Annotated in this window: 18 protein-coding genes; 9 read left to right on the forward strand and 9 right to left on the reverse strand. The window is 57.2% G+C overall.

The window, feature by feature from the left end:
* Nucleotides 1-106: 106 nt before the first annotated feature.
* Nucleotides 107-787, reverse strand: coding sequence for a TetR/AcrR family transcriptional regulator (locus tag ACPOL_RS25175; protein ID WP_114209494.1), 681 nt, complete (start codon nucleotides 785-787; stop codon nucleotides 107-109).
* Between the two features lie 164 nt (nucleotides 788-951).
* Between ACPOL_RS25175 and ACPOL_RS25180 the strand changes: the two genes are divergently transcribed.
* From ACPOL_RS25180 to ACPOL_RS25200, 4 genes are all read left to right on the forward strand, one after another.
* On the forward strand, nucleotides 952-1,578 hold the full coding sequence (locus tag ACPOL_RS25180; RefSeq protein WP_114209495.1) for an NAD(P)-dependent oxidoreductase: 627 nt from the start codon (nucleotides 952-954) through the stop codon (nucleotides 1,576-1,578).
* A 182-nt stretch (nucleotides 1,579-1,760) separates the two neighbouring features.
* Nucleotides 1,761-2,282, forward strand: a complete 522-nt coding sequence (locus ACPOL_RS25185; protein ID WP_114209496.1) for a cupin domain-containing protein — start codon at nucleotides 1,761-1,763, stop codon at nucleotides 2,280-2,282.
* Between the two features lie 534 nt (nucleotides 2,283-2,816).
* A complete protein-coding gene (locus tag ACPOL_RS25195) occupies nucleotides 2,817-3,380 on the forward strand; it encodes an alpha/beta hydrolase (protein WP_338026803.1) in 564 nt (187 codons plus the stop codon).
* A gap of 471 nt (nucleotides 3,381-3,851) precedes the next feature.
* The gene (locus ACPOL_RS25200; protein ID WP_114209498.1) at nucleotides 3,852-5,204 is read left to right on the forward strand and encodes an NAD(P)/FAD-dependent oxidoreductase; all 1,353 of its coding nucleotides are present in this window, start codon (nucleotides 3,852-3,854) and stop codon (nucleotides 5,202-5,204) included.
* Between the two features lie 59 nt (nucleotides 5,205-5,263).
* Here ACPOL_RS25200 and ACPOL_RS25205 read toward each other — a convergent pair whose 3' ends face one another.
* The 3 genes from ACPOL_RS25205 to ACPOL_RS25215 form a co-directional block, all read right to left on the reverse strand.
* A complete protein-coding gene (locus ACPOL_RS25205) occupies nucleotides 5,264-5,980 on the reverse strand; it encodes a hypothetical protein (RefSeq protein WP_114209499.1) in 717 nt (238 codons plus the stop codon).
* A 370-nt stretch (nucleotides 5,981-6,350) separates the two neighbouring features.
* Entirely contained in the window at nucleotides 6,351-6,578 is a 228-nt protein-coding gene (locus tag ACPOL_RS25210; RefSeq protein WP_114209500.1) for a DUF3606 domain-containing protein, read from the reverse strand.
* 159 nt (nucleotides 6,579-6,737) lie between these two features.
* A complete protein-coding gene (locus ACPOL_RS25215; protein WP_414633320.1) occupies nucleotides 6,738-7,298 on the reverse strand; it encodes a DUF2062 domain-containing protein in 561 nt (186 codons plus the stop codon).
* Nucleotides 7,299-7,834: 536 nt separating this feature from the next.
* On the opposite strand from ACPOL_RS25215, the gene ACPOL_RS25220 reads away from it, so the two are divergent.
* Together ACPOL_RS25220 and ACPOL_RS25225 are read left to right on the forward strand one after the other, a co-directional pair.
* Nucleotides 7,835-8,776, forward strand: a complete 942-nt coding sequence (locus tag ACPOL_RS25220) for an alpha/beta fold hydrolase (RefSeq protein WP_161557560.1) — start codon at nucleotides 7,835-7,837, stop codon at nucleotides 8,774-8,776.
* 136 nt (nucleotides 8,777-8,912) lie between these two features.
* Nucleotides 8,913-9,452 carry a cupin domain-containing protein gene (locus ACPOL_RS25225; RefSeq protein ID WP_114209502.1) on the forward strand — a complete coding sequence of 180 codons (540 nt, stop codon included), beginning with the start codon at nucleotides 8,913-8,915 and terminating at the stop codon, nucleotides 9,450-9,452.
* A 66-nt stretch (nucleotides 9,453-9,518) separates the two neighbouring features.
* On the opposite strand, the gene ACPOL_RS25230 is transcribed toward ACPOL_RS25225, so the two are convergent.
* The 4 genes from ACPOL_RS25230 to ACPOL_RS25245 all read right to left on the reverse strand — a co-directional run bounded on the left by ACPOL_RS25230 (nucleotide 9,519) and on the right by ACPOL_RS25245 (nucleotide 14,273).
* Nucleotides 9,519-10,328, reverse strand: coding sequence for a hypothetical protein (locus ACPOL_RS25230; protein ID WP_114209503.1), 810 nt, complete (start codon nucleotides 10,326-10,328; stop codon nucleotides 9,519-9,521).
* Between the two features lie 8 nt (nucleotides 10,329-10,336).
* Nucleotides 10,337-11,083, reverse strand: a complete 747-nt coding sequence (locus ACPOL_RS25235) for a PspA/IM30 family protein (RefSeq protein ID WP_114209504.1) — start codon at nucleotides 11,081-11,083, stop codon at nucleotides 10,337-10,339.
* Between the two features lie 175 nt (nucleotides 11,084-11,258).
* Nucleotides 11,259-12,443, reverse strand: a complete 1,185-nt coding sequence (locus ACPOL_RS25240; RefSeq protein WP_114209505.1) for an extracellular solute-binding protein — start codon at nucleotides 12,441-12,443, stop codon at nucleotides 11,259-11,261.
* A gap of 12 nt (nucleotides 12,444-12,455) precedes the next feature.
* Entirely contained in the window at nucleotides 12,456-14,273 is a 1,818-nt protein-coding gene (locus ACPOL_RS25245) for a VWA domain-containing protein (RefSeq protein ID WP_161557561.1), read from the reverse strand.
* Between the two features lie 115 nt (nucleotides 14,274-14,388).
* Here ACPOL_RS25245 and ACPOL_RS25250 point away from each other — a divergent pair, with 115 nt between their 5' ends.
* Genes ACPOL_RS25250 through ACPOL_RS25260 form a run of 3 tightly spaced genes read left to right on the forward strand, consistent with a single transcriptional unit; the run spans nucleotide 14,389 to nucleotide 17,693 of the window.
* Complete coding sequence (locus ACPOL_RS25250; protein ID WP_114209507.1) at nucleotides 14,389-15,654, forward strand: ferritin-like domain-containing protein; 1,266 nt, start codon at nucleotides 14,389-14,391, stop codon at nucleotides 15,652-15,654.
* Nucleotides 15,655-15,665: 11 nt separating this feature from the next.
* On the forward strand, nucleotides 15,666-16,529 hold the full coding sequence (locus tag ACPOL_RS25255) for a hypothetical protein (RefSeq protein ID WP_114209508.1): 864 nt from the start codon (nucleotides 15,666-15,668) through the stop codon (nucleotides 16,527-16,529).
* 39 nt (nucleotides 16,530-16,568) lie between these two features.
* Entirely contained in the window at nucleotides 16,569-17,693 is a 1,125-nt protein-coding gene (locus tag ACPOL_RS25260; protein ID WP_114209509.1) for a DUF917 domain-containing protein, read from the forward strand.
* Nucleotides 17,694-17,713: 20 nt separating this feature from the next.
* On the opposite strand, the gene ACPOL_RS25265 is transcribed toward ACPOL_RS25260, so the two are convergent.
* Nucleotides 17,714-19,993, reverse strand: a complete 2,280-nt coding sequence (locus ACPOL_RS25265; RefSeq protein WP_161557563.1) for a protein kinase domain-containing protein — start codon at nucleotides 19,991-19,993, stop codon at nucleotides 17,714-17,716.
* Between the last annotated feature and the right edge of the window lie 141 nt (nucleotides 19,994-20,134).

Genomic DNA, 20,134 nt, shown 5'->3' on the forward strand with positions numbered 1-20,134 from the left:
ATTTGGGCGTAAAGCGAGAATTCTCCCTGCGATCTGCACATTCAGCAGAAAATGCCGTAACTCCATGGGCATACCCTCCAAACGAATCCTAGGTAGGTAGAAGCTGTTATTGCTTTGAAGCAAGGGATCGTCCGGATCTTTTCAAGACTGCACTCTTTGGCAGGCGTGGAACAGCCTGAACGCCAGCCCAAAGGGTTGCGATCGTTTGCTCGACCACGAGGGCCTGGTCCGGCAAGTCGGGCACAACCCCTTGGATGACCATGAGGGTGGCAAGCCCAAAGATCGCAAACCACCAAGTGTGGGCTACCACTATGTCATCCCTATTTGGCAATCCTTCCTCCTTGGCAACATCGAAAAAGAGCTTTACGAAACGCCCAAATAACGGCGCGCCAAGGTCGTTGATGTGTTGTCCAGCGCGGATGCCGTTGCGGTTCTCGGGCCCGAAGAAGACGTTGCGGAACAGCTGTGGATGGGCGGTGCAGAACTGAATCAAGCCACGTGAAGTCGCAAAAAGACGCTCTTTCGGTGAAAGATGTTTAGCGGCAATCATGTCGAAGTTCTGAACCATCAATCCGATCGTCGCGCTGCTCAACTCGGCAAGAATGTGCCATTTGTCGGGGAAATGCTGATAGATCACCGCGTGGGTGTAGCCGATCTCTTTAGCGATTTCGCGAAGCGTCACGGCTTCATAGCCGCGATCGGCGAACATTTTGCTAGCGGCTGCAAGGATTTCGGCCCGCAACCTCTCCTTGCGCTCTACCCGGCGACTTGGTGATGTGGATGACATTCAAACAGCTTAGCCGCTTTTGGCGATGTTTGCGGCCGCTTGTTAATTTACAACCATTATTATAAAAACCAACGATTATTTAGCAACCATTGGTTACGCAAGTTCTCTAATAGGCAGATCGCTCACTGGATGGGCGGCCAAATGCGAGGCAGGAGGAGGATACGATGAAAGTTTTGGTGATTGGAGCAGCGGGCAAGAGCGGTGCAGCGCTCGTAAATGAGGCGCTGGCGGCCGGGCATAAGGTGACGGTTTTCGTGCGTACTGCCGCGCTGTACAAGAAGGTGAACGTCAGAGTTGTCGCGGGCGACGTGCTGGACGCGGATGCGGTCGACGTTGCCGTAGCCGGACAGGATGCGGTGATCGACGCGTTAGGCGGCAAGACGCCTTGGAAAGTGACGACGATGGAAACGAACGCCGCACACAATATTGTGGACGCGATGCGGCGCAATGGCGTGCGTCGCCTGCTGAAGATTTCAGTGGTGGGTGCGGGCGAGAGCGTCAAGAATGCCGGCTTCTTCAACGAGCACGTACTCATGCGGACGTTTCTTCGCGGTCTGTTGGTAGACAAGGCGGGCATGGAGGCCGAGATCGAAAGCAGCAACCTCGACTGGACGCTCGTGCGGCCACCGATGTTAACCGACGGTGAAAAGACCGGCATCGCCAGGGTGCTGAGTACGGAGGGCGGCGAGAAGGCGCACAAGATTGCGCGTGCCGATCTGGCGGCATTCATGGTGAAAGAGCTGGAAAGCGGCCGGTATGTGCGTCAGGCAGTAACGGTTACGACCACATAGCAAGACCTGGGCGAGGATCAACCGTTCTCTCATCGATACGATCCAATCGGCCCTGTAAGGCCTGCAACGATTCATGCGACGGATAACTGTGCCCCACAGTACTAGCAGAGTGCTAGCTGCGCAACTCACAAGCTCTGGTATTCACGTCAGAGCACCAACTTCGTTCACGAAAGGATTTTGCTATGTCGAAGTTCCCCACACCGCTTGAAGAAGTCATTCATCACAACGTTATTAAGAACCATAAAACAGGCGGCCCGACGCTAGATATCGGACCTATGCAGTTGCTGTGGAGGGCGCTGGGGGAAAACACGGGCTACACGTTCTCGATTTTTGAGACCGCGGTCGTGCCGGGCATGGGAATCCCCCTGCATAAGCACCCCTTTGCGGAGTTTTTCTATGTTCTGGAAGGCAAACTGTCAATTGGACACTGGAACAATCAGGGCGCTGCCGAGTGGGACGTGTATGAAGTCGGAGAGAGCCTACTGGTGCAGCCCAACGCGCCTCACTCGTTCTTCAATAAGAGCGAGCGTCCGTGCCGGGTGCTGAGTGTGTCAACGTATCACCATGAGCGAATGATGAAGGATGCGGTGCATCCGGATGGCAGGACGGACTTCTTACCTGCTCAACTTACTCAGGCCGACTTTGAGAAGTTGACAAAGTCTATGGAAAAGAACCAAACGTTTCTCGTTGCCGATCAAGCTTAGTATGGTGCGTCTCTTGAGTTCACCTTCAAGCTCGAGAGACGCACCGCGATCCAAGGACACCGCTGCGGCAGCGCCGGTACCGTATCGTCTCGTAGAAAACGCGCTGGCCGGAGCTGTTAACAAGAGCGTACGGACCGCTAAACGCGCTTTCTTCAGAGATGATTCACTGACGAAACGTCGAGTCCGGGCCTAATCATCTTGATGAGCGCTGTGCCGCTCGCGGCCCTCCAATATTCTGCTTTTGACCCTTCGACATGCGGCGTGTGTCTTCATCCCGAGATCGACCGGATGCGAGTTCGTCCGCACGAAGCAGAAACTTCTTGATCAACGGAGATGTATTCGACTTGCTGTATCCCATCACCAGATCGATGGTTGGGACTTCACCGTGCAACGGTCTTGCAACTACCGAAGGGATTAGCGCGCTCTGCACATAGCTAGGTAGAAGCGTATAAGCCCCCGTGGACACCACGAGCGACATACCGCCAGATAGCACTGCAGGCGGATGGCCACGAGGTCATCGCAGTTCAATACAGCCTGGAGTCGTTCGAAGACGACGTGGCTATGATCGAGCGTACTCTCAACCGCGTCGGCAGTCCCGCGCTCCTCGTCGGACACTCCTACGGCGGCGCTACCATTACGGCTGCGGGAGTCGATGATCGCGTGGCTGGCCTCGTCTACATTGGAGCGGTTGCTCCGGATGTAGGTGAGACGGTACAGGACCACCTCAACAAGTATCCCTCGGATGTCTTTTCTCGCGTGGAAGTCAAGGACAGTTACGCCGGGATGCTTCCGAATGGGACTGAGTTTTTCTGCGGAGACCTTTCCGAGCAAGAGCAGAAGCTAGTCTGGGCGACACACTTCCCGCCCCATGCCGACCTCTTTACGCAGGCCCCTATCCAAAGCACCCCCTGGAAGTCTAAGCCAAGTTGGTACATTCTGTGCCCGAAAGACCATACTGTTCATCCCGATCTCCAACGGTTTCTCTCAAAACGCATGGGAGCGACTGTGATCGAGGTGGAAAGCAGTCACGTGCCTATGCTTTCTCAGCCGGATATCGTCATTGAGGTGATCCGCAAGGCTACAAAGGCCGTTCAGTAAGATCCAATGACCTAGCGGTGTTACAAGACCTCTTACCTGGACAGACCGTCGGTTGGCGGTCTGTCTTTCGACAAGCGGCTCGCGAATTTTCGTGTGGCGTCGAATCTCCACTCTGAGGTGTAGTCGCCGGATCGCCATCCCGCCCAAGGAAAATTTGGACGGCCACGAGCTTTGAGACCAAGAAGCCATGTGCTCGAAAATCGCCTCCACCAAAATCGCCTCCACCCTGGGGTGATAGCAACCTTAGCTTGTGTTAAGTTGTGGGGGAAAGAGCTTCGATAGCAGCTTCTGCGAACAAGCCAAGATGATGATTTCGGCGGATACCGCTCGATGCGACGGCTTCCGCACCTCAAAATTTACTTGAGAATGGCCCCTTCTGGACGTGGTTTGCGTCTCATTTGTAATACTGAGCGTGAAAAAGGGCAGGGACGTGATTCTAAAGTTTGTATTAATTTGTGAGGTCCTATAAATATGAGCAGCTTATCAGGGCAAAACGCCGGCAGCGGAAAGCATGTCGTAATTGTCGGCGGCGGATTTGCGGGGTTGAACTGTGCCCGCCACTTAGGTTCGAAGCCAGGCGTCCGAGTGACGCTGCTCGACAAGAACAACTATCAGCAGTTCCAGCCACTGCTCTACCAGGTGGCAACGGCAATCCTCGCTTCGGGCAACATCGCCTTCAATCTGCGCGGCGTCTTACACAACTACCCCAATGTCGAAGTAAGGATGACGGAGGTGACCTCGATCGATCCGCATACGCGTACAGTGGAGACCGCAGAGGGTCAGCACTATCAGGGAGACTGTCTCGTGCTGGCCGCGGGCGCGCAGGCAAATTTTTTTGGTACGCCCGGAGCGGAGGAGCATAGCTATCCGCTCTATTCTTTGCGCGACGCGCAGCAATTGCGCTCGCGGATATTAGCGATGCTTGAGTCGGCCGACCGGGACCCTGCGCTGATCGACAAGGGGGCGCTGAATTTTGTGATTGTAGGCGGAGGCGCGACCGGCACGGAGATGGCTGGTGCGTTTGGAGACATGCTGCTGACAGCCCTGAAGCTGGATCCTGGAAGGCGCAGCTACAAAAATCTAGGCGGCGATGGGCGGATAGCAAAGATCTTTCTGGTGGATGGGGGCGATGCAGTGTTAAAGGCATTCTCTCCAAAGAACCAGGCGTACGCGGGCAGGATGCTCGAGAAGCGCAGGGTCCAGCTGCACCTGAAGACGCGAGTCAAGGAAGTTGGAGACGGATATGTCGTGCTTTCGGACGGCACGAAGATCTTGACCCACACGGTGATCTGGGCGGGCGGGCTGAAGGCGGTCGACCTTTCCGGCAAGTTGGGGATAATGCCGGGGAAGGGAGGCCGTCTTGATGTTGCACCCGATCTTACCGTACCTGGCCTTGATGGAGTTTATGCGCTCGGAGACTTCGCCAATATACTCGGCAAGGATGGTAAACCGCTCCCGCAGCTCGCGTCCGTGGCGCAACAGTCGGGGAACTGGTGCGCGAAGAATATTCTGCATGACGTTGCAGGAAGGCCGCGAGAGGCATTTCGCTATCTGGATAAGGGCATCATGGCTATGATCGGGCAGAACTCGGCGGTGGCTGAGGTAGGAGGCGGCAAAATAGCCTTCCGGGGCTTGATCGGATTTATGGCTTGGCTGGCGGTGCATGCGGTGCTGCTTACTTCGTTCCAAGCAAGGATTGAAGCTTTTGTTGCTTGGGCCTGGACGTTTATCGGGGGCGCCCGCGGCGATGCACTGATCGATCGGCCGGAGGAGTTGAAGATCGACTGGACGGCTGGGAAAGCGCGGGGCAGCGGAGTTGATTAGGGGACTGGCGGCGTTGGTGAACTCTACGAGGATCTAATCTGAAAATCGCAAGCTGAGGGTTAGGGCGTCTTCGCCGGAGCCGCCGTGCCGTCCGACCACTTATCCGCCAGGACGAACAGAATCGTCACACGTTCTTCCAAGTCATTCGCCGCTATGACGGGTGAGTTTGGGCTGTTGGCTGCCCAGCTCTTTTCCATGTCGCCGCTGAAAAAAAACATAGCATGCGGGTGCCAGACCAAGTCTCGGTCGTTTAAGTATTGCTGCTTCGACATCATGTAGGCCATCGCGCCAGGCTCCAGCGCGGGCAGCTGCTTCGTATCCAGAGCCTTGGCTACTGCCTGCGAGATTTCAGCCTTCGATTTTCCTGCCAGTACGAGTCTGGTCTTCATCAGGTAGATGGGCGCGAAGCTCCTCGCGGCTTGTGCGTTGAAGCAATGAGGGGCGCGCATCTTTGGATTCCAGAACTCCGCCTGATCGGTGCTCTGTCCCCACGATCGTTCCACTAGGCAGAGGAAGCCATTCGTGCCCTTTACCGCGGTTTTGTACCCCTGGTGTCCCAGCACCATCACTTCGGCTTCCTCGGAGATAGAGCCGGGTGCAGCACTGCGAGCCATGGTGATCTCGGAGTTCTCGTCAGATATCAGGTATTGCTCGAAGGGCGCCATTGCCGGATAGAGGGCATTTCCCGCTGATGCGACAGCCTGCCCGCCTGCGTCATGGAAGACGATTTGCAGAGCAAATGCCAAAGCGACGACCCTGACTTGATCTTTCCGCATGCGATCCTCTAAGTCCGCACGTTCCCGCCAGTGAGCATCGACCCGGAGATCGATTTGCAAATTATAGATCGACTAAAACAGGCGTCGTCAAGCGGATAGGGCGCAGTCCACGAGAATCATACTGGGTGAGGGGCGTCTAGCAGCCAATTCGGCTATCGAATACTCGAAAGCCCCCGAGCGAAAATTCTAGCTTTTACGATTGTGCAGTCCGGCCGGTCTTGTTGCCAAGATCAAACCGGCCGGGAAGGGCATGATGACCCCTATTAGAGTAGGGCCGCACTGAGAGCCGCTCCAGGATCGACACTTTGGCTGCATCGTCCTTGAAGGAATATAAAACGCAATAGCGGGTCGGCATAGACCGGATGCCCAATCAGACAGTCTTAGGATGCAAAGCGGCCCGTACTTTCTCTACATGGGTACCGTGACTGCGAATCGCTTCGTGGAGTTGATCACCGGTTACGCCAAATTCCGTGGACCAGTAGGCGATGTCGGATGCCATCTTTGGGTTTATCTCTTTCGGATCATGCGGACCCTTGATGTGTTCCTCGTGGAGTGCGTGGGGCGCGTGCGCCTTCGGGGCATCGTGATGCTCTGACATTAAGTATTCCTTTCTAGCTCCTTAGTCCGATGACGATAGAGTCAGCGGCGATGCCTGGCTTGTGAAACCACTGCCATGTCGCGCCTGCCGCCGCCGGACCTTATCGCGTCCGTTATACGCGAAGGACTGCACGCTCCGATTGACGGCTCATCAAGCCTTCTAATGCACAGCGGGGCGAGAACGAAGTAATGTTTTGTGGCGGCGCATCATCAGCACCAATGCGCGTCGCAGGTAGATCGCGAGCAGTGGCATGGCGATGGCAGCTATTACACCCCATACTATCAGCGCGTGCCATTCCCATTGCCAGATGGATTGAAACAGGCGATACGGATGATGGCTCAGATGTTCGATCTGCCGCCGGGTGAGCGGCAGACGACGGGTATGAAAAAGGTAGACGCCCAATTGAATGAACGGCACAAACAGCAGTAGGTGAAGCGGCGTCGCCACGTGCGCACCGATCTGCGACGCAATCTGGTTGAGTCCGAAGGCCCATGCAATCAGGATTACAACCAGCGTCGTGACGCCTACCGACGGATTGATTCCGACGACGATGCCCAACGCCAGGCTCCACGCCAAGCGCCGCGGTGTAACGCCGCCGCGCAGTTGCCGGAGCAATGGTCGCAAGAGTCTACAGCGGAACCATTCGCGTAGGGACTCGGGCACAAGCACATTGATGTTTGATGCCAGGCCGCGACTGTCCGGCAGGCCGAGATACAACATTATTGCTTTTGCACTAACAAGTCGATCGGCGCCCGGTCGAAATGTCTCTATGTGCGGCTTCCGATACTATCGGCATGCCGATCGCGAAGCCTCATCGGGTAACTTACTTCTAACAAGAAGAGATGCAGCGTCCCGACCTGAGTGCGCCACCCTGCAAAGCTGGAATACGAACAGCAAGTCGGGAGAGTTTGGCCGGAGGGTTTACAATTCAGGACCTCCGTCCGGCGTGATCGGAGTAAAGTACTCCTTGGCCCACGGCTGCCGCAGCCGTGGATCACGATCGGTTCCCATGTACATACACGGCGAGAAAGTCCAGAAATACCTGGACCTTAGGGGTAAGGCGAGATTGTCCAAAGAAGAGAGCGCAAACCCGCAATGGCGGGAGCTTATACATTTGATCCATGCATAGCCATTGCATACCCGCAACGCCGCTTTGCCTGATGTGAGCCAAACCAGCGGAGGCTTTCGTCATCCCTCATATGTACGGTGCAGGACCACCATGTACCCGCGCTATGGGCAGCAGCGAGGTGATCTACGTGACGCACAGAGGAGGGTCTGCAGTGGTGCCAATGGACGCGCCTGAAATTACTGGTTTCCGCAGTGAGACGGCTAAAGTTCGCGACGTCCGCCTGCACTTCTGGGTCGGCGGCGACCCCGGTGGAACGCCTGTATTGCTCTGGCATGGCTTCCTGGGAACAGCGTATAGCTGGTACAAGGTAATGCCCCTCCTGGCGGAGGCCGGATACTCCGTGCTCGTCCCCGACATGCGAGGCTACGGCGATTCCGACAAGCCGGCAGGCGTCGAGGGCTACGATGCTCGTGCGCTAGCTCAAGAGTTTCGCGCGCTCGTGCAGCAGCTCAGGTTCGGCGGGGGCAGAAAGCTTTTGCTGGTTGCGCACGATATGGGAGCTCCGCCCGCCCTTCTATGGGCTGCCGAACATCCAGAGGAGGTCGCGGGGCTGGTTTATATGGAAGTCCCTACGATGCTCGAAGAGTTTCTCGCCAAGACAATCGTATACACACCAGAGGCGATGGCAAAGGGATCCATGTGGTGGTGGATACTGCCGCTCGCTCCCGGTGTGCCGGAGCGGTTGATCGTGGGAAAGGAGCGTGAGTTTCTCACCTGGTTTTATGACGGCGCCACCGCCGAACGGAACTCGATCTCCGAGGCCGCCCTTCAGGAAACGTTGCGAACGTTCCAGGGAGTAGAAGGTGTGCTTGGAGCGCTCGGAGTTTACCGCGCTGCCTTCGTCACCATCGCCCAAACAACGCCCTTGACAAAACACAAGCTGAAAACGCCTGTGCTGGCCATCGGAGGCGAAAAAGCTTTGGCAGCCAAGGTTGCAGAGATGGTGGGAGCTGTCGCCGAGAATGTTACCGCGGAGACGATTGCGTCCTGCGGCCACTTCATTCCCGAGGAGCGGCCCGAAGAATTCTTCAACCTCTTTCAGCATTTCGTTTCGAGGATCCTCGCGTGATGGGCCATTCTCATTGAAGTCCCTTCGGCGTCACCGCGTCTGCAGTTGTGAGGACCTCGTGAGAGATGTGGATCTTTGCCGCACACTTACTTACAACCCTGACTTATTTCCCAATCCAACGCAAAGGAGATCCACTATGCCTGAACCTACGTCTCAATATCCGCCGGTTCCTCCCGACGATCTGCAACGTACGCTCACCATCTCTCAGCCGGACAAGGACCAGACACTGCCGCACATCGGGTTGGTGGGTGATACCTACACCATTACGGTGTCGGGCAACGACACCAACGGCCGGTTCTGTGTCGTTGATATGCACATTCCGCCGGGAGGTGGCCCTCCCCCGCATCGTCATGACTTTGAGGAAACCTTCATCCTGCTCGAGGGTGAGATGGAAGCTACGTTCCGCGGCAACAAATCCATCGTCCGCGCCGGCGACACGATTAATATTCCTGCAAATGCGCCGCACCGCTTCCATAACATCTCTTCGCGGCCCGTGCGTCTACTCTGCATCTGCTCTCCAGCCGGACAAGAGGAGTTCTTCCAGCAGGTTGGCATCCCGGTAGCCACTCGCACGACCGCCCCGCCCAAGCTCGACAAGCAGCAACAGCAGGAATTCATGGAGAAGGCAAAAGCGCTTGCTCCGAAGTACCGTACTGAGTTACTGCGGGAAGCATAAGTACTGAAAACGGGTACTGGCCTCATCCTATAGTGCCGGCTGCTTCCCTAACTATGGAGGCCGTCTTTACCTCCGGCTTGCGTCCAGGTCTCGCACCAGGCTGGTTTGACTCCCGAAGAGATCGGGTGAGGCCAAGTCGCTGGCCAGTTCTATCTCGGTCTCTACGGAAGCCGGTTTGCCCTCGATGGCGGCGTTCTCACGCATGAGTTCGATCTGGGCTTCAATGCGGGCGAGGTCGCTGTCATTCTCGCGGAGGATGCGATCGCGGTTCTTTAAATTGTCCAAACGGCGGTGCAGAATGGCGAGCGTGGCCTCTTGAGAACGTTGCAGCGCGGTCGATTGTCCCGCTTGCGCGCTAATCGCAACGGATTGCATCTGCTGAATGCGAGCTTCGAGGTTCGCTTCTGATTCTTTACCGAGTTCCGCAGTCAGATGGTGCCGGGCGGTGAGCAGCTTGAGGTAAATCCACTGAAGCTTTTCCAGACTGGATTCGGTGCCGCCGAGTAGCTCCGGCTCGATACCGAGGCTTTGGTAGATGGAAAGGATTCGCGCCGAGGTTGCCTGCACGGCGGCGAGCCTGGCGCGAAGTTCCTGAGGCAGCGCGGCAATCAAGGCCGCATTTTGTTCGGCGCGTTTAGCGTTGCCGTTATCGAACGTACGGTCGGCGCTGCGAGCGTCTACCACCTTTTGAAACCGGGGATGAAAGGCGAGCGACGAGACGAGCGCCGCTTCAATCCCAAGGCCGGCCAGCCAGATGCTCGGCTCGACAAAACCGAGAATTCCTACTGCGGCCGTTCCCAGCGCGTTCACGGGAATTCGACCCAGGCCAGGGACATCCACTCCAACGAGGAACGCAGCTTTAAGATAGCGCCACATGAATGGGGTTAATAGGGACCCTTCTGCGCGTTGGGAACGATGATCGACGGCAGCGTCTCCCGCGACTCAGCAGAGATTTGCGCCGGCGCCTGGCTGGCCTCAAAGGCGGCGAGCGCCTGTTCGGCGAGCGCTCCTTGCTCAGCTTCGCGGATGTGAACGTCGCGCAGATCGAGGCTGTCAACGGCGACACGGACGCGGCCGGCGGCCTTGTGACGCTCTTCGCTGACCATTTCTTCCAGACGGTTAAGAGTCTCGCCGCTGCCGCCCAGATCGGTAACCATGCCCGACGCCATCTCCGTGATCTCGGCCATGGCGCGCTTCATCTTCAGGTCGCTGAGTCCGGACTTAAGCGACTCGATCTTCTGCCGGGCGATTGAGATCGCCACATCCCGGGCGCGCACAAGCTCTTTATAGGTGGTCTCGGCCTGTTCCATCTGCTTGCGGTTCTCGGCCAGTTCGCGCTCGACTGTCTGCAGGCGCAGCGCGTACTGGCCGGCGGCCTGGCGATTCCCCATCTTTAAGTTGGCGGAGGTCTTGGCGTGGAGCTCGTTGTCTTCGGTCTCCAGCTTGCGGACCTGGGCGATGAGGCGCTCGACAAGTCCGGCATGGGCGGCGAGTCCGGAGTTGAACTTACCAATCTGTTTGCGCAGATTTTCCTGCTCGACCTCGAGCAGCGCCTCCGGGTTCTGGCGCTCCAGGCCAGAGATGAAGAGGCCAACGAATCCATAGAAGAGATTGCTCAGGCGGCGAAACATGCAGTCAGTTCTCCTTGGTGCGGTTCGCGTTCGGTTCTAATCTTACTCGGATGCTGTTTCTCAAAGCATTTTCACTTCCGGTGTATACAAAGCAGTCCAGTTGATCGTGGCTTTTTTTTCCAGAAAAAGCCACTCTTCGCCACCCTTACCGGTACAGACTAGAAGTGAAAACGCTCTAGTGGCTTGCGTCGCGGCGTTGCCAGCTTGCGAGGAGATTGGTGACGATCTCGGCTTTAGGCGGCGTGCAGATTTTGCCGAGATCGAGCTTGACTCCATTGGGTTGATATTTCGTCCACGGACTGTCCGGGGTGCGCGTGGGAACGTTTGGATTTGCCGGGCGGAAGCCGTGGGTGATCGACTCTTTCTGAATCGAGTCGCTTAGCAGAAAGTCGAGGAATGCCTGGGCACCCTTGCGCTGGTCGTCCGAGCTCCACGAGGCATTCAGAATGTAATACGGGTTCTCATTCCAGATGTTGTATTCGGGATAAATGACGTGGATCGGCCCCCAGCGTCCCTCGGCATTCTTGAGGTAGTCAATGGCCACGCTCTCGTAGACCAGGAGAGCGTCGTAAGAGGACGGCCCTTTCAGCACCATCTCGCGCATGAGGTTGCCGGTACTATTGGAGTCGCTGTTGGTTGCGGATTCCAGCTTGCCGAGCCAGCTTTGGAATTGGACATTGGTGACGTCGCCGAGACTGAGATCGTCGGTTTTCTTGAAGTAGCCGTGCCCGGCGAGCAGCAGGGCGAGGATGCCGGAGTTAGAGTCGCCGGGATTGGTGTGGCCGAACTTGAAAAGGCCCCAACCGGGTTGTTGGCCGATGGTCTGCCATCCACCCGGTTCATGCAGGGCGCGGTTGATGGTGTCGAAATCGACCGTGCCGTAATGCGCCTGGAAAGCCTGGTAGCGCTCCTCCCACATGACGAACACCATCGGCGTGAGCGCGAGCGCGTCTTCTTTGAGGATGGGATCGGATCCATACTTGGCCTGCCAGTCCTCGACGAAGGTGTTCTTATAGACGGCGCTGGCTGGAGACCAGACCTGGATGCGTTGGTCTCCGTTGAGCGCCGCGTGGGCGCCTTCGAGCGAGCCCATGGGAATCAGGTTGATGTGGATATGTTTGCCTTCGGAAGTGGTTTTGAATTGCTCGACCGCCCATTGCAGCCAACGCTGCTTTTCGGTGCCGTAAGCGATGCCGACCTCGACATCTTTGCCGCCGACGCCGGCCGAGAGGCGATCAGGCAAGACGTGGCGCTGCCGCGCCCAGTAGAAGGCACCTCCAACACAGGCGACAAGGAAGAGCGCGATAGCGGCTTTGCCGGCGAGGGTGAGCGAGGGACGAGATGTAGGGTCTGAGGCCATGATCTAGAAGGTTTAGAAAAAAGTCGAGATATCGCGGAAGACTTCGACAACGTTTTGCGGCGTCCCATCATAAGCCTTGCCTTGAGTGGCGTTGGCGATTTCGCCCAGCACGTCACGTTTCGCGTCGTGGCCGTAGGCGATGGTGTAGATGCGAATGGTATGCGCTTCGGGGTCGGCGTGGATGCGACTGAGCAGTTCGCTGAGCGTTACGGCGCTTTTATTGTCCGCGCCATCGGTGAGCACGATGATCGCGCGAATATGATCGGCGGGGCGGCGCTGCAGATGGGTGTAAGCCTGATCGATGGAGTCGTAGAGGGCGGTCTCCCCGCCGGGAAAGAGCGAGTCTACAGCCTCAAGCGAGGGCCTGCGCGAGCTAGCCAACGCCTGATCGGTGGTCGCCCAGCTGGGCACGTCGTTGAAGGAGATCAGCGAGAATTCATCCTTGTCGCTGAGCAAGGAGACGAGCTGTTTCGCGCCGGCCTTGGCATTCGGCATCTTCGATTCTTCGCTCATGCTGCCGGAGGTGTCGAGCACCAGGGCGATGTCGGCCGGCTTCTTCTCGACAGCGTCCCATTCATGTTGGATGGCGGCGACGACTTCGGAAGACGGAACTTCGAGGGTGGTCACTGGCTGCTTAGGGTCGACTCCGTGGTCGGCGTCGATAGGCGCCCCGACCGGAATCTCGGTCGAGCCGGGGCGAAAGCCATAGGCGAGCGCCTTCTGCTGTTGCGGCGCGGCTAGCAGGTAATCGATGTAGATCTGTGCGGCCTCGCGGCGCTCCGGTGTCACCCAGTCGCGCTCGACGACCCCGACCGGATGATCGCTCCAGAAGCTCCCTTCTTTCGGATAGATAGCGACTATGGGGAACGGCAGCGGTTTGGCGTTGCTATAGGATTCGACCACCATGCTCTCGTAAAGCACTGCGGCGGAAAGATACTCTGGGCCACTGTCGAAGAGCTTGCGCCCAAAAAACCCGGTCGAGCTGCCGTAGTGGACCATCGAATTTTCGATGCCGTTTACGAATTCGCGCGTCTTCGGACTTTCGACATCGGCGACGGTCAGCCCGTGGACCTTTCCGGTGGCCGCATAGTTCTCGGCGATCAGCGCCAGGATGCCGCTGTTGCTGTACGCCGGATGGGTGTGACCGAATTTGAAGCTGCCCCATTGCGGGTAACCATAGCTGCTCCAGCCCTGCTTGTTGCGCGCCAGGGCGAGTATCTCGGCCCAGCCGACCGGCTTCTTGCCCCAGCCGATGGCCTCGGCCATCGGCCTCCACATAGCGATGACAATCGGCGACAACACCAGATTTTGTGTCCCGCCGATCAGGTCCTTGCCGGTCGCGGTGCGGGACTGGGCATTGCCAAGTTTAAGGAAAATGTTGGACGCGGGGCTGACAAGATCGTCATGCTCGCGACCGGAGATCAGGTCGTCGACGCACTCGCCGGAACCTTTAGGAAGCGCCTTGACCGTGATCCGCTTGCCGCTTTTCGTTGCGGCCCCGCTCTGATTGAAGCTGGCGGTGACGTCCTCGATCCACTTCTGCTTCTCTGAACCATAGGCGAAGAGTAGTCGAACTTCGTTAGCGGACGGAGGCCGTTCTACTGAAGTTTCGGCCGAAGGCTGGTTCTTGCAGGAAAGCAGGCCATACGCCAGCAGCGGAAGCAACGCCACCGCCAGCAATCTCCCAAGCCGCGTATCGAGGTTCCGCATCGTCGTACCCGAGGATACTAGAGTTACGTGATTTCCATGTACGAAGTTCAAACCGAGTAGCTCGGCAACCGGCAAACCAACGAGGAAGATCGGAAAGTTATTAACTCTCGCACGCAGCATTAAATAATTTCTCGCTTTGAACCACTCCCGTATAAGCTCATTCGTGCGGGCGTCCGGGTCGCAGTTGCCCAGGGCTTGGCGCAGCAATCCTGGTTCGTGGGACAGTTCTGCAACTATGGTCGAATCGCGGGATGAACTAATCTTTTTGCTTACTGAGGCTGCAGCCCTTGAGCATTCGCTCATGTGCCAATATCTGTTTGCCGCCTTCTCTTTAAAGCAGAGTGCCGATGAGGGCGTTACTCACGAGCAGATGAATTACATCGCGGACTGGGAGCGCTTTCTGCTCATGGTGGCGCGCCAGGAGATGGAGCATCTCGGCCTGGTCTGCAACCTTTTGACCGCTGTGGGCGCCGCGCCCTATCTGGCCCATCCGAATTTTCCTTACCGGACCACTCTGTTCTCGCACGCCATGTCTCTCGAGGCGTTTTCCGAGGCCACTATCAAGAAGTTCATCTGCTTTGAGCGCCCAGAAACGATCGAGCCGGAGGATGCGTTCTGTAACGAGCCGCTCGCGGTCCACTTGACGGTGCTTAAAGATGTCTCTCCGGTGCCGGTCCCGTACAAGACAGTCGGTGAACTCTACGACGCGATTGTCGACGGTTTCGCCGAACTCACGAAACGGGGAGTGAAACTGATCATCGGTCCCGGATCCGCCCAGGTGACTGGAACGCAGTTGAACACCGATTTTGTGCGGCGCGGCGGCCAGGGCGGTGGTTACGACATCTTCATGGTCCCTGTCACCGACATCGAATCGGCACACCGCGTACTCGATCGAATCATTGAGCAGGGTGAGTCAGCGCGAAATCACGGCGAGAGCTCCCATTTTGAAACGTTCCTGAGGATTCTGAAACAATTCCAGAAATTGCAGCAAGATGATCCGGATTTTCAGCCGGCTCGCCCGGTGGTGCCGAATCCCGTGCTCTATCCGGATGGCACGCCGCACCAGACGGCGATCACCAGTCAGAATGGCCGCGGGGTGCTCGACCTGCTCAACGGCGCCTATGAGGTTTTGCTGTTGCTGTTGATTCGGTTTTTTGCGCACTCCGACGAGACGACCGTTGAGATTGCGCAGCTTCAGGCAGCTGCATTTTTTCCTTTCATGACCATGGTCATTCGGCCTATCACCGAAGTTTTGATGAGCCTTCCGGCATTCGACGGCGGCGGCCCTGAACGAGCTGGGCCAAATTTCGAATTCTATCGAAATGTGAATTATCTGCCGCATCGCCGGGCCGCATGGCAAGTGCTCTACGAGCGGATGGTGGAGTTGACCGAGACCTGTCAAGCGCTCAGCAAGCAGCCGGAGATGCCACCGCGGCTGGGCTATATCGCGGAAAGTCTGAAACTCATAACCATGCGCTTCCAGTCGTTGCTTCATTTATAGGTGAGAATCCGATGATGATTCTAGGCTACGAGGGATGGTTCCAGTGCAGGTTCGCGACCGACCCTGACCCGACCGACGATCCACGCGGGGTGAGCGGCCCGACATTTTCGGTTCCGGGAGAACCTCCGCTCGATCAGATCATCCGGTTAGGGGATTATGTCTTTCCGCGATTCCCCCGTCGGCAGTCCGATGGCGTGACCGTGCGTTCGGTCACCATAGGCCAAACTCCGCAGGCCAGCCACCCGCTCCTGAATGCTTCGGTACGTCTGCTCGATGATCCAAGATTTCAGCAGCGCAATATGATCATCGCTCCGCTGAATCCTCCTTTTCAGACGCCCATCGACCCGTTTCGTATCCAGATCTCCGGAGGAGGCATCACCATAACGCGCCAGGATTGCATCGACCTCGTCCATCCGGAGCTCACTTATAAGGATGTCTTTCTCAACACCCAGCTAATTCAGCGGAGGCAGAACCAGGTTGCCATTCAGTCCGTTGCAGTGGCCGAAAAAACCGGATTTATGAATTACTGGGAAGTCCGCGCCCAGCGGAAAGCCGATCTCGAGCGGATGCTCAAGAGCGAGAAAGACCCCATCGCTATCGCGGCGCTGAAGAAACGAATCATGGCTATTGAGAACGACCGTTTTCTCATCGGAGAAAAGCTGGCCGCGACCCAGTTCATGGGGATGCAATGCAGCTACGGCTTCAGCATCAATGGCGGCTCGCAGATAGTCGATCCAGACAATTCACTACAGGGCACCATCGGGCGGTCGCAGGCTTGGCCAGTGACTTTCTGGATGGGTGGATTTGATGTTGACACAATGTTCGGCTATTTCTCTGGTAGCCTTACGCTGCCTTTCTATCCTATGGCGACATGAAACCTGGCAGCTCGGAGTTTGGTAAGAAGGAGACTTGCGATGACTGTAGCGACGATCGGTAAGCCGTTAAGTACGGATGATCTTCATGCCATCTTGAACGGTGCGTGCATCCTGGGGTGCGGCGGCGGAGGGCCTCTTTCGTTGGGGTCCTCGCTGCTCACTCAGATCATCCAACAAGGGACGGTCTATTTAGCGGACCCGATCAACGATCTTCCGGATGACGCGCTCACGGCCATCGCTGCGGGCGTGGGGTCGCCCCTCGCCGCCTCGGAGGGTTTTCCCTTCGATGTGGCATCGATCGCATTCAAGAGTCTGGACGACCGGCAGGCGGCGGCTTCTGGCAAGCATTTCAGCTTTGTTCTGCCCGCCGAGGTCGGGGCCGGGAACAGCATCGTCCCTATGACCGTGGCCGTGAAGTTGGGCCTGCCGATCATTGACGCCGATGGCGCCCGCCGCGCCATCCCGGAGCTCGACATGGTCACTTATGCGAGCCACAACTTGCCGATTTCCCCTATCGTGCTCGCCAATGCGACCCAGGCGATCACCTTCTACGCGCCCAATCCTGCGGTTGCCGGCGTGACCGCGGACGGAATCATTAGTGGGGGCGCCTTTACTGAAGATGCCGGTATCTCTCTCTGGAGCATGACCGGCGCCGATGTCAAAGCCGCTGCGATTCCCCACACCATGAGTTATGCACGAGATTTAGGAATTGCGTTGAAGCAGACATTGGCTGAACAGAAGGATCCCGTCGAGGCCGTTCGCGCTTACCTTGACGGAACGGTGATCTTCAAGGGTACGATCGATTCGACCAGTCAAACTACCGAGGGTGGCTTTGACTTCGGCACACTGGTGCTGAAGAACGAGCGAGGTAGACTTACCATCTACAACCAGAACGAGAACCTGATTGCATGGAGCAGCCTCTCGCCAAAGCCTCTCGCACTGGCTCCTGATTTGATCTGCTATCTGACGACCGATGGTCAGCCCTTCACGAACGCCGATCTCGACTTGGCGCAAGGTAAGGAGATTGCGGTGATCGCGGCATCCTGCCTGCCGCAGATGCGGGTCCCGGCCATCTTAGACAAGTTCCTGAAGGCGTTAAAATCGCTCGGCTATGCGGGGAGTTATGTCCCAGTTGAAGAGCTTCTCAAGGGCTCTGTTCAGTGAGTGAAGGGAAGACCGAACCCCTACTGAGGGAAATTAATCTTTCGCAGTAACTCGTCAAATCTGGCATCATTTCGCAGGCGGTCTGACTTAGGATCGAGCTTTAGGTAAGCTAAGTAACTCGAAGGCTCATCGGCAGCTCGTCGAAGTAACTCAAAGGCCTTATCCAGATCACCAAGCCCCACGTACACGCGGGCAATCTGATCGGACGGAACATACCGGGTTGCGGCGACACTTAGCAACTCATCGAGCGCGTTCATGGCATCATCCCGCCTTCCCGCAATGGCGTAGGCATGTGCCAGCGCGGCTACATATGCGGGATTGCGGCGCGACATCTCGGTTCCTTGTTCCAGATGCGCCAATGCCTCGTCATGCATTCCCTTTTCCAGGTAGGACCAAGCCAGGGGAAGCCGCGCTACCAGAAACTTATTGTCCATCTCCAGGGTTTCCTTGAGCTGATGGATCGCATCATCGAAGCGGCGGCTGAAGTAGTATGCCAGTCCGAGGCTCGAGTTGATCCAAAGCGAGAGTGGATCGAGCTTACGGGCATGCTGAATCTCGCGCACCGCCTCGCCCATCCGTCCGCGAGCGCCGAGGTACCATCCATACCATTGGTGAGCGGTTGCGTAGTTTGGATTGATGCGCAGCGCTTCAATAAATTCTTTTTCCGCCGCCTCCCAGTCCCACAACAATCGCCAGGATAATAAGGCGAGCGAGGCATGGGCTTCGGCGAATCCGCTATCAAGCTCCAGCGCGCGAGCGGCGGCGCCCCTTGCTCTAACCATGGCATGGGCCGGCGGCTGGGTTCCGATGGCGCTGTCCGCGAGCACAATATAGCAATCGGCAACTCCGGAATGTGCCGGCGCATACTCGGGATCCAGTTCGAGTGCCTGTTCAAAATATTCGAGGCTCTTGCGAATGCTCTCTTCGGTGACCTTGTTCCATTGGTGCCGCCCTTTGAGGTAGGCGTTGTATGCCTCGGGCTTAACGATCCGGATTTTACTCAACTCCTCTTCTTCCTGTGGAGTGAGCTTTACCTGGATTTCACGAGCGATCGATCGAGCGACCTCATTTTGCAGGCTTAAGACATCCTCGATCTCCCGTTGGTAGCTCTCCGTCCACACGCAGCGATCGGCAGCCACATCGACGAGACTGACATTCACGCGGACCAGGTTCTTAATTTGCCGCACCGAACCTTCAACGATCGTATCGACGCCCAATTCCTTCGCTATCTCCGAAAGAGACTTTTGGGACTCTTTGTAGCGCCGCACGGAAGTTCGCGAGATGACGGTCAACGAACCGATTCGGGCGAGCGTCGCCAGCACCTCTTCGTGCATCCCGTCGACGAAATAGTCCTGATCGGTGTCGCCAGAGAGATTTTCGAGCGGAAGCACTGCAAGACGCTTCGATTCTCCCGGAACATACAGCCCGAAGAAGCTCCCCGTCTGCAGCCTTCGCAGCGCGTCCGCCACACCTCCGGTCGAGAGGAAGCGGTCGTCGGGATTCTTCTGCAGGCACTTCAAAATGACTTGTTCGATCTCTGGCTTGAGCTGGGGGTTGAGCTTGGTGGGCGGCACGGGCTCGGTGGATACGATCTTCTCGGCGAGCGCCATTGCGGCCCGGTCCGGGAAGGGAAGGTAGCCGGTAGCCATTTCATAGAGCAGGATGCCCAGCGCCCAGGTATCGGTACGGTCGTCCACTCGCTGCCCGAGGTATTGCTCGGGAGACATGTAGGGTAATGTTCCGCTGATCCCGGTCTCCAAGGCCACTGTCTCCATCGTGGCTGCAGCGGAGGGATCGGTATGGTTTCCGGTATGCCGTTCATCCTCAAGATGAAGCAGCTGAGCAACGCCAAAATCCAGAATCTTGACGTCGCCTTTCGCGGTGAGCGCTACGTTACTTGGCTTCAAATCTCGATGGACGACCCCGCGCTCATGAGCGTCCTGGAGCGCCTCAGCCGTCTGGCAGCCAAAGCGAATGATCTCCTTCTCACTGAGTACGCCGTAAGCCATCTTGGCGGCCAGTGTCACTCCGCGGACGAGCTCCATAACCAGGAAGTCAATGCCTTCCTCGTTATCGAAGTCATAGATCTGGGCGATGTTCGGGTGGTTCAGCCGCGAAAGCATGATAGCTTCCTGACGGAAGCGCCTGCGCGTGTCCTGATTGCTCAGAGTGCCGGACGGAAGCACCTTCAGCGCAACGTCGCGTTCGAGACGTTCGTCGTGCGCTCGATAGACCTCACCCATCGCTCCCGCGCCCAGCTTGGCGGTCACGCGGTAATGAGAAAGCGTCCTGCCGATCATTCCCTGAAGTGTCCTCCTCAAGCATCTTACGTGAGCCGGTAGCCGCATTTTCGAGGATTGTTGCAGAGCTATGGACACCACAAGGTTCGAGAGGGCGCTACAGTTTGAGCCATCGCCGGATTCGTGGTGACATCGTCGCGG

The sequence above is a fragment of the Acidisarcina polymorpha genome (assembly GCF_003330725.1).
Classification (GTDB): Bacteria; Acidobacteriota; Terriglobia; order Terriglobales; family Acidobacteriaceae; genus Acidisarcina; species Acidisarcina polymorpha.